At 37.2% G+C, this 16,296-nt stretch carries 14 protein-coding genes; all 14 read right to left on the reverse strand.

Annotation, left to right across the window (positions count from 1 at the left end; genetic code table 11):
• Positions 1-33: 33 nt before the first annotated feature.
• On the reverse strand, positions 34-918 hold the full coding sequence (locus ACMAZF_RS11610) for an IS982 family transposase (RefSeq protein WP_435273996.1): 885 nt from the start codon (positions 916-918) through the stop codon (positions 34-36).
• A 344-nt stretch (positions 919-1,262) separates the two neighbouring features.
• Entirely contained in the window at positions 1,263-2,615 is a 1,353-nt protein-coding gene (locus tag ACMAZF_RS11615) for an 8-oxoguanine deaminase (RefSeq protein ID WP_435273997.1), read from the reverse strand.
• A gap of 404 nt (positions 2,616-3,019) precedes the next feature.
• A complete protein-coding gene (locus ACMAZF_RS11620; RefSeq protein WP_435273936.1) occupies positions 3,020-4,222 on the reverse strand; it encodes an IS256 family transposase in 1,203 nt (400 codons plus the stop codon).
• A gap of 122 nt (positions 4,223-4,344) precedes the next feature.
• Positions 4,345-5,280: an allantoinase PuuE gene (gene puuE, locus ACMAZF_RS11625; protein ID WP_435273998.1), complete on the reverse strand. Its 936-nt coding sequence runs from the start codon at positions 5,278-5,280 to the stop codon at positions 4,345-4,347.
• Positions 5,277-5,780, reverse strand: a complete 504-nt coding sequence (locus ACMAZF_RS11630; protein WP_435273999.1) for an ureidoglycolate lyase — start codon at positions 5,778-5,780, stop codon at positions 5,277-5,279. Before ACMAZF_RS11630 ends, puuE begins: the two co-directional genes overlap by 4 nt.
• Positions 5,781-6,152: 372 nt before the next feature.
• Positions 6,153-7,502 (reverse strand): uracil-xanthine permease family protein, encoded by a 1,350-nt coding sequence (locus ACMAZF_RS11635; protein ID WP_435274000.1) that lies wholly within the window; start codon positions 7,500-7,502, stop codon positions 6,153-6,155.
• A 95-nt stretch (positions 7,503-7,597) separates the two neighbouring features.
• Positions 7,598-8,338, reverse strand: a complete 741-nt coding sequence (locus ACMAZF_RS11640) for a hypothetical protein (RefSeq protein WP_435274001.1) — start codon at positions 8,336-8,338, stop codon at positions 7,598-7,600.
• An 86-nt stretch (positions 8,339-8,424) separates the two neighbouring features.
• Positions 8,425-9,642 carry a urate hydroxylase PuuD gene (locus ACMAZF_RS11645; RefSeq protein WP_435274002.1) on the reverse strand — a complete coding sequence of 406 codons (1,218 nt, stop codon included), beginning with the start codon at positions 9,640-9,642 and terminating at the stop codon, positions 8,425-8,427.
• A 384-nt stretch (positions 9,643-10,026) separates the two neighbouring features.
• Positions 10,027-10,470: an IS200/IS605 family transposase gene (tnpA, locus tag ACMAZF_RS11650; RefSeq protein WP_435274003.1), complete on the reverse strand. Its 444-nt coding sequence runs from the start codon at positions 10,468-10,470 to the stop codon at positions 10,027-10,029.
• A gap of 92 nt (positions 10,471-10,562) precedes the next feature.
• Positions 10,563-11,222, reverse strand: a complete 660-nt coding sequence (locus ACMAZF_RS11655; protein ID WP_435274004.1) for a TetR/AcrR family transcriptional regulator — start codon at positions 11,220-11,222, stop codon at positions 10,563-10,565.
• 25 nt (positions 11,223-11,247) lie between these two features.
• On the reverse strand, positions 11,248-11,949 hold the full coding sequence (locus ACMAZF_RS11660; protein WP_435274005.1) for a GntR family transcriptional regulator: 702 nt from the start codon (positions 11,947-11,949) through the stop codon (positions 11,248-11,250).
• Between the two features lie 164 nt (positions 11,950-12,113).
• Complete coding sequence (locus ACMAZF_RS11665) at positions 12,114-13,808, reverse strand: NAD-dependent malic enzyme (RefSeq protein WP_435274006.1); 1,695 nt, start codon at positions 13,806-13,808, stop codon at positions 12,114-12,116.
• Positions 13,809-14,057: 249 nt separating this feature from the next.
• Positions 14,058-14,927, reverse strand: a complete 870-nt coding sequence (locus ACMAZF_RS11670; RefSeq protein WP_435274007.1) for an urea transporter — start codon at positions 14,925-14,927, stop codon at positions 14,058-14,060.
• A 246-nt stretch (positions 14,928-15,173) separates the two neighbouring features.
• Positions 15,174-16,160: an iminosuccinate reductase BhcD gene (gene bhcD, locus ACMAZF_RS11675; protein ID WP_435274008.1), complete on the reverse strand. Its 987-nt coding sequence runs from the start codon at positions 16,158-16,160 to the stop codon at positions 15,174-15,176.
• Between the last annotated feature and the right edge of the window lie 136 nt (positions 16,161-16,296).

Below are 16,296 nucleotides of genomic sequence, written 5' to 3' on the forward strand. Positions count from 1 at the left end.
AATTACATTGATATTAAATAACCTGAGATCGGCTTAAGAAACGACGATCTGATTCATCTCAACGTCAGTGATATTTAGTTGTGGTTTGTTTTCTTTCAGAGAATAAGCCACAAGCCCAGCAATGAGATTTAACATTAAGCCATTCATGCTTCTATGTCTGGAATGCTCAATTTGTGAAATGTTTTTCAATTGGTCATTGATTGTTTCAATAATAAATCGCCTAGATAGTATGGCCCTATCCCAAATAGACAGTACCTTTGCTTTCATATTTTTTCGCACATTTGTTACTAAAGTGACTCCTTGTTCTAGCAAATTACTTTCTAATGCTTTACTTATGTAGCCCTTATCAGCATAGAGTTTATCTGGCAGGTCTGATGCCATACCTTCAACGGGTTGAGTATCATGCACGTTCGCAGCCGTTATTTTCGCTGCAACAATCTCCCCTAGGTGATTCACTATCAAATGGAGCTTAAATCCAAAATACCAGCCCATAGTCCCTTTACCTCGTTTAGCAATTCCATCAAATGTTTTGTGGCGTGGGATTCTTAAATTGTGGCAAACTTTAATGCTTGTAGAGTCAATAAATTCAAGGCCTGTAGGCTGCCCCTTAATCGCAGAAAAATAACTGCACAACGGCACTAATGTCGTTGGCATGACTTCTAAAAATCGTGTGTAACTAAGCAAGTATGGGAATTGTTTTTTGTAAAAACGCTGAATGAACCCGATGTAATAGTTTTTAAAGTCTCTGTGATTCGACATATGGAATAAAATAACGATAGTCATCACTTCACTTGTGGCCATTCGACCTTTACGCTGCCGCTTTCTCGTCCCATCAGACAGTAATTGCTTTTCCCATTGAGGAATAAAAACTTCACAAAAATCATCGACATCACAAAATATTTCAACTAACTTATCCATACGCTCACCGTTTATAGTGTTTAAATCGTTTCTTGTTCGAAAGATCTGATCACTAGGTGGGCTATTAGTTCAATTTTTATCCCGAGTTCAGGTTAAATAAGATAATTCACTGCCTAAGCCTAAAACGCCACCAATGATTAACGCTGGGGTGATAATACCGACAAAGCTGGCCAAAATATGCTAAAAGGCCGCAAAGAAGGCTTTTTGTGGTGAAGGAATGTCGTGAAGTCCGTATAGCAACTCCAATTTTCTTTCTGATGTGCTCATAGAAACCTCTATTTTATGTTGTTATATTATAATAATTATTTTTCTAGTTATTCTCCAGGTAGGTAAACAGCACGACGTTAGGCACGTGCTAATTGTGCGGCTAAGATGATCTGCTTGGCCATCAATTGGTCAAGGTCGACATCGACGACTTCGCCATCTAACACCCGCCATTTACCGGCAACCATCACTTTATCGGCTTTGGTCGCGCCGCAAAGTAATAATGCTGCTACAGGTGAGCCTGCGCCAGCAAAACGTATCTCATCCAGTTTAAATAAGGCGATGTCCGCTTGTTTACCTACAGCTATCTCGCCAATATCGTCACGACCTAAACAACCAGCCGAGCCTTTTGTTGCCCAGTCGAATGCTTTTTGATGTGTTATCTCACTCGCACCATAGCGTAAGCGTTGCAGTAATAATGCTTGGCGTACTTCACCAATCATATTTGAGCCATCATTTGAAGCCGAGCCATCAACGCCAAGACCCACCGGGCAACCCGCTTCTTGTAAAGCGATGGTTGGACACTGACCTGACGCTAATAACATATTAGATGATGGACAATGAGCTATCCCCACGTTGGCGGCGCCTAATCGTGTTATTTCTTCATCATTAAAATGAATACCATGGGCTAACCACGTTCGGCTATCTAACCAACCAACGCGCTCAAGGTAGTCGACTGGACGCACACCAAACATTTGGATGCAAAATTCTGTTTCATCATGCGTTTCGGCTAAATGCGTATGCAACCTAACATCAAGGTCACGGGCTAAATCACCCGTTGCACGCATCAATTCTTCACTTACCGAAAAAGGTGAGCAGGGTGCTAACGCAATGCGGGTCATCGCTCCCTCTTCATGTTGGTGGTAGGTGTTAATCAATCTTTGGCTATCATCTAAGATTTCACGGTCTGTTTGAATAGTCGCTCTTGGTGGCAAACCGCCTTGATCTTCGCCTAAACTCATCGAGCCACGTGTAAGATGAACACGTATACCTAACTTGGTTGCTTGCTCGACCTGAATATCAATGGCATTTTCTAAACCATCAGGGAATAAATAATGATGATCGCTCGCAGTGGTACAACCAGAAAGTAATAATTCAGATAGAGCTATTTGGGTTGAAGTCGCTATCATTTCAGGGGTGAGTTTCGCCCATACGGGGTAGAGACTTTGTAACCAAGGAAATAAATTTTTGTTTAACGCCGCAGGGAAAGCACGGGTTAATGTTTGATAAAAATGGTGATGGCCATTAATTAAGCCAGGGATAAGGACGTGTTCACGGGCATCTACTACCTCGTCAACCGCTTGTGTAGGCTGCTCATCCGCAGCAACTAATTCAATAATAATGTCATCTTGAATAACAATGCCGCCAGCATACGCTGGGTTTAAACAGTCGAGGGGGTTTTTGATCCAAATTCGTTGAGATTTAACCTGCATAGTAACTCCTAGTCATCAGGTTTAGAAAAAATTAAGAAAGTCTTAATCGCTTAAACCCGGATATAGGAGCTAATAATATACAAACCGGAAAGGTATACTATTAGTTGATCTTAGATCACAGCTATTTAATGATTGCCTCAAAATCATTTATTGAAAGCATTGTAAAATTAACTTTTAAATGCTTCAAACTTTCTCAGTCAAACACTAACTTGACGTAAAGTCAATAATATAATAACAACTGACATCAATTGTAATTTACGCAATATATTCAATGAAATGCCTAGAACTCCTTAAGCTTATATTTAATTACTATTTGTCATAGACGAAAAATAGTAATTAATATGTTGAGCGAACAAATAAAAGGGCTGTGAGGGCGTTCAATATTCTGTGTCAGGCTTAATTTTCTAAATATCAATGACGCTATCTAAACGCCCCTCAAAATATATCGCTAACTGAGAAACACACAAGCTCCAGTTATGGATTGGCATCGTCCATTTCTCAGAAGCATTCAATATGCCAGCATACAACAGCTTCAACAAGCTATTTTCGTTCGGGAATGCGCCTTTCGTCTTTGTTAACTTTCTAAACTGACGATGAACCGCTTCAACGGCGTTCGTGGTATATATCACCTTCCTGATGTGCTCAGGGTACTTAAAATAGTGAGATAGATTGTGCCACTTCCTGCGCCAGGAATTAATAACCAGCGGATATTTTTCGCCCCACTTCTCTTCTAGTTTATCGAGTGCTAATTCAGCTGCTTCCTTTGTGGGTGCACGATAGACAGGTTTTAAATCGGCCATAAAGGCTTTCTGATTTTTAGACGCGACGTACTTAAGTGAGTTTCGAATTTGATGAATGATGCAAAGCTGTGTTTCTGTCTCAGGAAAGATAGCTGCTATGGCTTCAGGAAAGCCGGTTAGCCCATCTACGCAGGCAATAAGAATATCTTTAACACCGCGATTATTAAGGTCGGTCAGCACTGAAAGCCAATAATTAGCCCCTTCGTTTTCTGATAAATGCAACCCTAATATCTCTTTTTTACCCTGCATATTAAGTGCTAATAACGTGTAGACAGCTTTGCTGATGTAGCGACCGTTTTCTTTGACCTTATAATGAATAGCATCGAGCCAAACAATTGGGTAATGGCTATCTAATGGCCTTTGTTGCCATGCTTTAAGCTCAGGAATAAGCTTGTCAGTGACTGCGCTAATCGTTCCTGTGGCCACGTTAATACCGTACATCTCCTCTACATGTGCATTGATATCACGATAACTCATTCCCAAGCTAAACATCGAGAGTATTTTGCGATCGATTTCATCTGATAGTGAGGTTTGATTTTTCTTCACTAATTGAGGTTCAAATGTTCCATTGCGGTCTCGCGGAGTGTCGAGTTCAAAATTACCAGACGGGTGTTTGATGTTTTTACTTGTTCTGCCATTCTTTCTATTAGATTGATTATCGTTGGCTAAGTGGTGCTCTAGTTCGGCATTAAGAGCCGCTTCGGTTAATTGCTTAATCAAAGGGCCTAAGATGCCATCTTTACCAGTGAGGCTTTTACCAGCTTGTAAATCTGTTAATGCTTGCTCAAAATCAAAAGAGTTAGTCATGTGTCATTCCTGTTTTATTATATTATACTGAAATGACACAGAATTATGAACACTCCCAGGGCTGTTTCTACAGTTGTGTAGATTGAGATATCTATTTTAAAAACAATACCTTTATTAAATAACTATTTCGGACTATGGTGCTTTAACCAATGTTCAGCAATATCTTTCCTTCTACATACCCAAACATCGTCAAATTGATCAATGTGATTTAAAAACTTCACTAGACTTGCAAACCTTCCAGGCCTTCCGATAATTCGACAATGCAAGCCTATTGACATCATTTTGGGTGCATCCCTGCCTTCTTCATATAAAGTATCAAAAGTATCTTTTAAATAGCAGAAAAATTGATCTCCTGAATTAAATCCTTGGGGACTGGCAAACCTCATATCATTGACATCTAATGTATAAGGAACAATTAAATGTGGATTACTTTTATCAGTACCATTATTACCATCGATATAATAAGGGAGATCATCGGCATAACTATCTGCATCGTATAGGAAACTGCCTTCTTCAATAACTAATTTACGAGTATTTTCACTCATTCTTCCGAGGTACCAGCCTTTAGGCTTTTCCCCAGTCATTTTTTCATGAATTTTTATCGCTTTTTTTAGATGCTCTCTTTCGGTTTCAATAGGAACTTTTTGATAATCAATCCATCGATAACCGTGACTGGCTATTTCCCAATCTGCTTTTAACATCGCTTCAACAGCTTCTGGGTTACGCTGCATTGCCATCGCAACGCCAAACACCGTTACCGGCATATTACGCTGAGTAAATAACCGGTGTAATCGCCAAAAGCCAGCTCTACTGCCATATTCATAAAAAGACTCCATATTCATATGACGTTCATTTTCAAATGGTAAAGCACCAATAATTTCGGATAAAAAGGTTTCAGAAGCTTTATCACCATGTAAAATGCAGTTTTCAGCACCTTCTTCATAGTTTATAACAAATTGCACTGCTACTCTTGCTTTGTTCGGCCAAGTTACTTTAGGAGTACTTTCACCATACCCTTTCATGTCTCTAGGGTAATTAGATATATTTTCAGTTTTCATGCTAGGGTCAACTCAATAGTTTCATTTTCAAGAGATACTTCGTCACAATTTTCTCCAGGCCCCGATCTATCTACAACAACAAACAACCTGTCTTTTACGTCAGATATCAATGGCATATGCCAAACTCCTGCTTTAAAATTAAACCCTTGCTTACCATTTGTAGCAAAAGCTTGTAAGTTACTGCTAGAGAATGACTCTCCCTTTGGTGCAACTACTATGACTACAGGAGCATTAAACATTGGAATAAATGCCTGACTCCCCTTAGGGTGCCTTTCCATTAAATTAAATTTATGTGGAAAAGTTTTTGTGTGATTAATCTTGAAGAAACTAATAATTGCTCGACCACCATCATCAATGTCAAGATTCGCAAGGTCATGATATCTTTCTACAGCACCTTCATTAATACTATAATGCTGTGAACCGTCAATTTCTATCACATCACCAAATTGGGAAAATGCTTCTCTGGTCAAAGGTTTTGTCACTAATTTAGAATGTTTCATGAACTTTCCTTTTACATTATCTAAATATTTATCCAAGTAGATTAATTTCTTTCCCATTCAGCGAGAATAAAAAGGCTTAGAGGCTAGGCATCGATTGAAGATAATGGTTATCCCTTGTCAAAATCAATAACGCTGCATGTAAGCCTTTTAAAGTCGCCCTTTGGGAGCTTTATCAATGTCCACTAACATCGTTAAATTTAGTTGATTTAGAATGACTAGACCGAAACAAATTCGCCTTGTTATTGAACATCGAGCATAGCTCTGAGTTGCGAAGAAATTTAATCAAATTGGTATTACATCTGTTCTTACTAGTTTTTAGTAAAAAATAGAGCTAGTTTATGTATAAACTAGCTCTATTAATTTGAACTAAAACTACTGTTTTTCGTCAGGTACTATCAAATTAAGAATAATAGCAATAAATGCGGCAGGCAATAGACCTGTACCTAATAAAGCTTTAACAGTACTTGGCATATGTTGTAAAGCCCCAGGTTCGAGCATTAAACCAAAACCTAATGATAAAGAAATAGCAAAAATCACCATATTCCGACTTGTCCAATCAACATCCCCAAGCATTTTAATACCAGAAGATACAACCATGCCAAACATAAGAATGACACCACCTCCTAATACTTCAATTGGAATGGTTGAAATTACAGCCCCAACTTTAGGTATAAAACCACATATAATAAGAAATATTGCACCAATAGTTGCTACATGACGACTCATTACACGAGTCATAGCAATTAAGCCAACATTTTGTGAAAAAGATGTATTAGGTAAACCACCGAAAATTGAAGAGAACGCTGTTCCGAGTCCGTCCGCATAAGTAGCTCCCTTTATTTCTGTATCCGTAGCTTCACGGTCAGCACCACCTTTGGTAATACCAGAAACATCACCTACCGTTTCAATTGCCGAAATAAAGGCCATTAAACATATTCCTAGAACAGCTGCAACGGTGAACTCTATACCAAATGGGAGAACTTTAGGCGCAGCAAAGACTGCGGCTTTACCTACGTTAGCAAAATTCACCATACCTAAACCATACGCCACAACATAACCGGCTATGAGGCCTAGTAAAATAGACGAAACAGATAATAACCCTTTAGTAAAAAACTTAAGTACCAAAGTCACTATAATCACGATAAATGCAACGCCCCAGTTTTGCAATGAACCATATTCAGGTGTGCCAATAGCAGGTACGCCACCGGCTGCATATTGAATGCCTACTTTTAATAAAGAAAGGCCGATCATAGTCACGATTAGCCCCGTAACTAACGGAGGTAGTGCAAAGCGCAGTCGACCAACTAGGGGGCCTAAACAGGCTTGAAACAAGCCACCGACTAAAATCCCTCCCGTTACAGCAGCCATTGCATCTACGCCTTTCCCTGCGACTAAAGGTATTAAAATGGGTATAAAAGCAAAGCTTGTTCCTTGCACAATAGGTAGTCTTGCACCTATAGGGCCAGCACCTACGGTCTGTAGTAAAGTTGTAACACCTGCTAATAACATACACATTTGCATCATATATAACATCGAAATGAAATCAGGCGAATTAGATCCAAAACCGAATCCGGCAGCCCCTGCAATAATAATTGCTGGTGTAACGTTAGATACAAACATGGCTAATACGTGTTGAATACCAAGCGGTATTGCTACACTTAACTTGGGCATGTAATTAGGATCGCGGCACTGTTCTGGTGTACCTACACTCGAAGTAGACATAATAACCTCTCTATTATATGGTTAGGATAGCGGCACTGCTCTGTTGTGCCCACACTAGAATTAGACATAGTAATCTCCTCTATTATATGACAAGACTAAAAAGTCCAACGAACCATAATTTGTGGAACTTTCTCATCACGACCATCAATACCTAAACGGTTTTTCCAGTATTGATATTCAATACCCACCGCAATACTTTTATTGGCATGCCAAAGAAGTTGAGGTTGCATTATTAAATTAGATTCACTTCCAAACCCTTCCCCTTCACCAGAAGTCCAATCTGCAAAACCTTCAAATGAAAAATTTTCTTCGCCAATGGTGAAGCTTTTATTCCAAACCAAATTGACTTGAACAGAGCTGCCACTTTTTGTAGGATCATTACGATATTGAAGATGGGTTTTAAAGAATCTAAAACCCGGTACATTCCAATCTAAACTTCCCCCGATCATAGGTACAACTTTTTGAACAAACGCATTTGAGGTCATATCACCTTGCACAATGCCATAAACCCCTTTAATAACACTACTATCTTCAGGCTTGAAAAAGCGGTAACGGGTACTAAACTCTAAATGTGTACCGCCAGTTTTATCGGTGTCATCGGCTTTATTCACATCAGCAAAAATAAACGTATCTCCCCACTTAAACCCTGTTGCATTAGCAAAAGTAAAGGTAGCTTCATCTTGATCAGCACCATTGAAACCGCGTGCAAAGTCTTGCCCATATAGAACTTCGACTTTGCTAGAACTCCAAACTGAAGCCTGTGCATTCGTTACAGCACCAGTTAAACCTGCTAACAGGATTGAAGCAGCACTTATAGTAGTTTTGATTTTGTTCATCTCTATTCTCTCTATGTTGGTTGTTGTCTTTTATAATAATTGCTTTACTAAATAGTTCTTATATCCCTCAGTAGTTAATGAATAATTTATTTTTGTTCAGAGTTTAATTCTTGATACCACTTTCCAATTACACCACGCTCTTCATCTGTCATTCCCGTCAAGTTTCCAATAGGCATGACTTTTAAAGTAACCGTTTGTTGGTAAATTTGCGCAGCTTGTGTTTTGATTTTTTCTACTGTGTCATAAGTGTAACCTTTTGGCGCTACAGAAAATCCAGGCTGAGTAGGCTGTTGGGAATGACAAGCGGTACAACGCTCTGTGATAATAGATTGCACTTGACTCATGGTTACTTTAGGTGAGGATTTATCGTTTTTTGTCACGGTTATCGATTTCGGTGCCATTGCCCAAATTACCACGCACATTATAATAATTGCAGATATTAACGCTCCTGTTAGTGGCTTTCCTTCGCTATGACGAGATACAAAGAAAATACGAATAAGAGCACCAGCCATAGAAATAGCCATTAATATTAACCAGTTGTAGTCATGACTATAGGTCATTGCGTAATGATTGCTGATCATTACAAATAAAACAGGTAAAGTGAAATAAGTGTTATGAACTGACCGTTGTTTACCAGCGATACCCGGAGCTGGGTCAACCTCTTGACCTGCGCGTAACCTAGCGACCATCTGTTTTTGGCCTGGGATTATTACAAACAATACATTCGCCGCCATAATAGTTCCCAACATAGCGCCAAAAGTCATGAATGCTCCACGCCCACTAAATAACTCAGTTAAGGTATAAGCGGTGAAAGACACTAAAATAAAAATAACAAAACCTAGTAATAAATCATTTTTTGCTAATGCTGACTTACATAAAAAATGATAAATAATAAAGCCGCCAAACATGTAACCTACACTTATTGCAACAGCCGTACTTTGTGTCATTTCAGCTATACTAGGATCTATGAGATATATTTCTGCACCATGCCAGTAAACAATAGCCATTAAGAAAAAGCCACTAATCCAAGTAGTGTACGCTTCCCATTTTGACCAATGAAGATTGTCATCTAACGGTTCATTTTTAGGACCGAGCATATATTTTTGGGAATGATAAAAACCACCGCCATGAACAGCCCATAACTCCCCAAATACTCCGTTTTCTTTATCTGAAGATTTTTTTGGTGCGTGTAATGAATTATCTAACATAACAAAATAGAAAGATGCACCAATCCATGCAATACCAGTGATAATATGAAGGCTACGCACTAAAAAATTTATAACGTCGAAGAAATACGCTTCCACTTTGTTGCTCCTATAAGCAGTTAATGATTTATGTTTAAGATTACTTTTTCGATGCTCAAACACTTTTTAAATATTTATATTAATCATGGATGTTTAGATTGAACTGACACACCTTGAATTGATATTGTTAAATTCGTTTATTCGTTGAACAATATCAATCTAGCATAGCAACAAAAAAACAATTGTCAACAATGTTGTTTACAATTAACTATCAGTAGTAACAGTGGAGTTTTCAAGGAATAAAGAAGTATTTCGCTTTCTATTTCACGCGACAAAAAACAAAAAAAGGATTTAAAAATCAATTAGTTATACATAGAGAGAGTTAGAAGTGAACTTTAGGTTGAAAAAACGATTATAAAAGAATCGGCCGCAAGCGACCGAGTTTCAAAAGAGCCCCAGCTGATTACCAAAATTCTCTTTCTTGCCTAAATCAATTAGCTGGTTTTGCAAATATTGACGAATTATTTCTTCGGTGGCATTGCCAACCGTTTCCACAAAGTAACTTTGAGTCCAAAGTTTCCCTCCCCAAAAATATCGCTTTTTAATTTCAGGATACAATTTGAAGAGCTCTCTCGCTGAAATACTCTTAACCACTTGCATTATTTGACTGGGTGATTTCTTAGGCTCACTTTTAACAACCATATGAATATGGTCTGGCGGAATTTCTAATTCAACAATATCAATATCATAGTCGTAACCAATTTTTTGAATGATCGCTTTCATTGCTTCACGAAAAGGCTCACTAAATATCTTGTGTCGATATTTAGGGATCCACACAAAATGATACATGAGCCTATAAACGTGATGCGTATTTCTTTGAAGTTCCATGCACTGGATAAGTGTAGACTGGGACGAGCCCAGTCTACACTATCCAGCACGGGGGCAAGCCCCCGAGATTTTCGCTCCGCTCTGTTAAAGAACTAAGTAAGTTCTTTAATCGACAAGCCGCAGCCTTTTAAAATAATGTGCTTTATAGTTTCTTTCGCATTGTGGAAATCTTTTACTGTGAGTGGCCTTTCCAAGGCTGCTTCAATTTCTACAGCAAAATTAGCATAGTGCTGAGTAGCGCCCCAGATGGTGAATAATAAATGGTAAGCTGAAATGTTATCTATTTTTCCCTGTGCTTGCCATGATTCAATCACCTTAGCTTTTTCAGAGATCCATTTTTTAAAATCTGTTTTCAGATACTGAGAGAGATAGGGAGCTCCATGTAGAATTTCACTCGCAAAAATGATCGATGGTGTTGGGTTAGTTCGTGAATATTCAAGCTTTGCATCTATATAATCTGCTATTGCTGTTGCTGGGTCGTCATTAGGTTTTATATCAGAAAAGGCTTGATTCCATAAATTTATGATATTACTAAGGACTGCACCATAAAGAGACAATTTATTTTTAAAGTAGTAATGAATATTGCTTCTTGGTAATTGAGCTTTTTCAGCAATACGGCTGATTGAAGCAGCATTAAAGCCATATTCTTTAAATTCAAGTTCAGCAGCTCGTAATATTTTCGCTTTATTGAGTAACCTAGCTTTCTGTTGAGTGTTTTCTAAAGCATCGTTAGATATTCGAGTTATTACCATATTTTTCTCAGTTTACTTGGGGAAATTAACGCTGTTTAAATATATCAACTAAATCACCAGTGAATTCTTTCTCATCTAACTTCAAACGTGCTTCAATTCCCTGTATGTGTTGAAACATCAATTCTATTGCTTTATTTACATCACCTTTTTGCATTACATCAATGAGTTCAAAGTGTTCACAATGTGAACACTTAGGAGCATCTGGGTTTTCATATAACACAATAACCAGTGAAGTCTGCGGTACTAAAGCTGTTACAATGCGCTCAAGAGAAGCATTTTTTGATATTTTCGCTAACATAAGATGGAAGTCACCACCTAACTGTATCCCTTCAACCATATGTTCATGAACAATATTATCTTCTTCTGCCTTTACAATTTTCTTCAATAAATCAAAATCACTTTGAGTCGCATTTTTGATAACATCTTTGACTATAGCCACTTCAATTAATTTTCGAGCTTCAAGAATGTCTATAGCTTGCTTAACACTTGGGCTTGCAATAAACGCTCCCTTATTAGGTTTAATCTCGATGATGTGATCTTGAGAAAGGCGAAGTAAGGCACTACGAATTGTAGTGCGTCCCACATTAAATATTTTAGATAAGTTGCCTTCTGTAAGCCGAGTTCCAGGTCGGAGCTTGAATGATAAAATAGCATCAAAAATCTCTTGATATATTTCTTTATCACTTATTTTCTTTTGTTTTGTGTCAGAGCCTAACTTGCTTTTCATTTTTATCCTAAATACATAAACACTTTTTTCATGGACTACATCCTATAATATATAGTGCTATACATTAATTCAGCATTGATCTTAATCACATTTAACCATTCTTACCGTATATTTTAGATAAATTATCGTTTGCTGACTATAAAAGTTTTAAATAAAGGCAAATATCACACAGAAACACGTTTGTATGCTCTATATTCCGCTTGCCAAAAATTTGAATTTATTTTGGCCATTAAAACGTCATCTGGAAGCTGTAACGCAATGCTTTGCTCCATTGCTACTTTTGCCACCGCAAAAGCGATATCTCGACTCAATTCACTAATTTCAGTTATAGGAGGCAATAATGCAGCATCAGAATTTTTAGCTTGTGGCGAAGCATCAGCTAATGCATTACTTGCCGCCATTAACATTTCGTCACTGATATTATTTGCTTTACATGCAATAACGCCTAGCCCTATACCAGGAAATATATAACTATTATTACATTGAGCTATATGGAGATTCTTTCCATTAAAGGCTACAGGTTTAAACGGACTACCTGTCGCCACAACTACCTCACCATTTGTCCATTCAATTATTTGTTTTGGTGTTGCTTCAACTTGCTTGGATGGATTACTTAAAGGGAAAATAATGGGTAGATCACAATGCTTTTTCATGTCACGTACAACTTGCTCCGTAAATAAACCAGCTTGACCTGACACACCAATCAAAACATCAGGTTTTGCACAATTTATTACATCAATTAAGGAAGCATATTCTCCTTGATAATCCCATTGCTCAATTGCAGATAGTGGCTGCTCTAATGCGCTTTGAAAATCGCGTAAGTCACTCATTCCCTCAGTCAGTAAACCATAGCGGTCAACCATAAACACCTGTCTACGCGCTTCACTATCACTTAATCCTTCAAAACACATTTGTTGGATTAGCATTTCAGCTATACCACACCCTGCTGATCCACCACCAACAAATACAACTTTCATACTAGAAAGAAGAGTTCCGCGAGTTCGGCATGCCGATAATATAGTACCTAAAGTTACCGCTGCGGTACCTTGAATATCATCATTAAAACAACATACTTCATCACGATATCGTTTAAGAAGTGGCATAGCATTAGGCTGAGCAAAATCTTCAAATTGAATCATGACTTCTGGCCAACGCCTTTTTGTAGCCTGTATAAATAAATCTAGAAATTCATTATATTGCTCTTGATCAATACGTTCATGCTTAGCACCCATGTACATAGGATCATTAAGCAATTTTTTATTGTTTGTTCCAACATCTAACATAACTGGCAATGTATAAGCGGGGCTTATCCCGCCACACGCGGTATAAAGCGAAAGCTTACCAATTGGTATTCCCATTCCGCCTATTCCTTGGTCTCCAAGACCTAGAATCCTTTCACCATCTGTGACCACAATAACTTTAACATTTCGTTTTGTTGCATTACGGAGAATGTCGTCAATCATATGTCGCTCTTCATAACTAATAAATAAACCTCTAGAAGATCGGTATATATCTGAAAACTTTTCACATGCATCACCTACTGTAGGCGTATAGATGATCGGTAACATTTCTTCAATATGTAATTGTAAAAGGCGAAAAAACAAAGTTTCATTATTATCTTGAATAGCGCGAAGATAAATATGCTTATTTAAAGGCTCATCAAAGCTTTTATATTGCATATAAGCACGTTCAACTTGCTCATCTATCGATTCATAACGCGGTGGTAACAGACCCAATAAATTGAAAGATTTTCTCTCTCTTTCATTAAAAGCACTACCTTTATTTAACAATGGTGTTTCAAGTAAAGAAGGGCCTGAATGGGGGGTGTACAAATATTCTGAAGTTTTGATATCACTCATTTTTATAGAACTCTAGTAGTTTTTGAGAAGGAAGGTTAAAAATAAATTAACAATATTTTTATCTTGATATCAAGATATTTTAAATATAACTTGATGTCAAGATGATATGTATAAAAAACAAACAGCCATTAAAGAGGTTTTGGTTTTCTCCGATTTAAATCTTAAGAGAGCATTATGGTAGAACATGTTAATATTAGGTATGGTTTGGCATACACTCACATAGCTTTTATAATTATAAAAATCAATTCATTACCATTCTATATCTGATGCTTTTAATAGAAATATTGCTATAAACTTCTCTGTTAAAACTGTTAGCCAACTAGCAAAGATGAAAGGAGAAGTTAAAGCTGAGATTCCCATTAAATCCCCTGCTCTAGTAAACAAAACAGAAAGTGCTATTCCTATTAGAATCATCCATAGTTTTTTCTTATATTTATCGGCAAGTGCTAATGTAACTAACGTGGCATTAAATCCATAAAACCCTATATCTATCAATTCACTTGAAAATCCAAATACTTGTGCAGTAATCATACCTAACCCTGAGCCAATCAAAGCGTAGAAGGAAACTCTAAAAGATTGATACCAAAGACCTACACTAAAAATGACACCTGATAACCAGTAATCTTGAAACATAACTTGAGCAACACCCAAAGGTATTGAAAAAAGATTATTTGAACTACCTTGTAGATGAGCAACCTCTATTAGATCTATATTTAAGAAACTAATAGCGAGTGATAGTCCCCAAAACACACTAACAAATGGAGCTGTATAAATAGGTAAATGAGTGAATTTAGTCATCATTAAATGCGTAACTAAAGTAGAAAAAGCACTACCAATGATCAACACTAATATAGCCAATAAAGTTGGACTATAAAAATAAAAGCACCCTATACCTAACAAAACAGAGTTAAAGCTATACAACCCACTATTAATGAATTCTTTATTAAACCGAAAGAATTTAGCAAAAAAAATGCTCGTTAAAATTCCTAGAACTCCACCTGCTAACATAGTAAGTGAATTGATACCAATACCTAAAATAAAACAAACACCTGTGACAGTGTTTTTCTGAAACATCACTTGTGAAAAGCTGTACGCAACACTACGAAATAAATAGTTCATTTACATTAAACGTCTCTTAAGTACAAAAACCTTTTTGCCTAGTTACGTAATTATATTATTCCTTCCTCACAACTCGCTATTAGGGTTGTTTTATCAACAGCATTAACCAGTTCTGTTATTTTAATAACAGTAAAGAAGCCTGATAAAAAAATAAGCAAACAAAGCTGTTAATATTTTCCTAGCAAATACCTAATCATGATATATAACAGTATGTTACACCCTACTGTGTAAGCATTTTATAAAACACTATAAAGTGAAATATGTTGCTTCCCCTTGCGCCTCTGCTAATGAAGCAGCAGCCGAAGCAACAGCTAAATCTTGTAATCCAACACCTGTACCGTCGAATAAGGTAATTTCTTCATCATTTGTTCTACCTAATTTACTACCATTGATAACTTCACCTATTGGCGTTATATCACTCTCTTTAATTAACCCTTTACCAATAGCATGCTGAGCTTCACCAATAGTGATTGACTGTGCCAGCTCATCTGTAAATACTGTTGCACCTACTAATAAATTTGCATCGACTTCTTGTTTACCTTTTGTATCAGTACCCATACACGCAATATGAGTACCTGGTTTTACCCAAGCTTTATCAAGTAAAGGTTCAAATGCGGAAGTTATGGTAATGATTACATCAGATTGAGCACAAAGCTCTTCTCGAGTTAGCGATTCAAAAGGAATACCTAACTCCTGACAAACAGCTGTAAGGTTACTCATTTTTTCAGGATGTATATTCCAACCAACAATTTTCTCAAAATTACGTTGCTCAACTGCCGCGCGTAGCTGAAAAGTAGATTGATGTCCCGCCCCAACAATACCTAAAACTTTAGAGTCTTTTCTAGCTAAATGAGCAATTGATACAGCTGAAGAAGCGGCAGTGCGTACAGCTGTAAGATAATTACCACCTACTAGTGATTTTAATTTACCTGTCTCAGGATCAAATAGGATTACTGTTGATTGATGGTTTGTTAACCCTTTTTCTATGTTACCAGGCCAATAACCTCCAGATTTTAAACCTAACACCATTCCATCTCGATCAAAACCTGATTTAAAACCATAAAGTGCATCCGCATGCCCAATAGCTTCTCTTATGACAGGAAAATTATAAGCTGTTTTTTTAGCCATTGCTGCGAATACATTTTCTACTGCAACAAAAGCCTCTTTACGACCCATAACTTTTTGGCAAACTTCTTCAGATATAACTGATACGCCTGTGTTTGAATTGCTCATTATATGATTCCTTGATTAGTTAATTAGCTTTTTGATGAAATTAAAAAGCTATGATGGAATATTAAATTTCTTAATATGAATGATTTAAAAAACCAAGAGGCGAGAATATAAGTTTTAATTTTTGCGCTGAGATAAC

Origin of the sequence: Psychrobium sp. nBUS_13 (genome assembly GCF_051201665.1) — a bacterium.
Taxonomy (GTDB): domain Bacteria; phylum Pseudomonadota; class Gammaproteobacteria; order Enterobacterales; family Psychrobiaceae; genus Psychrobium.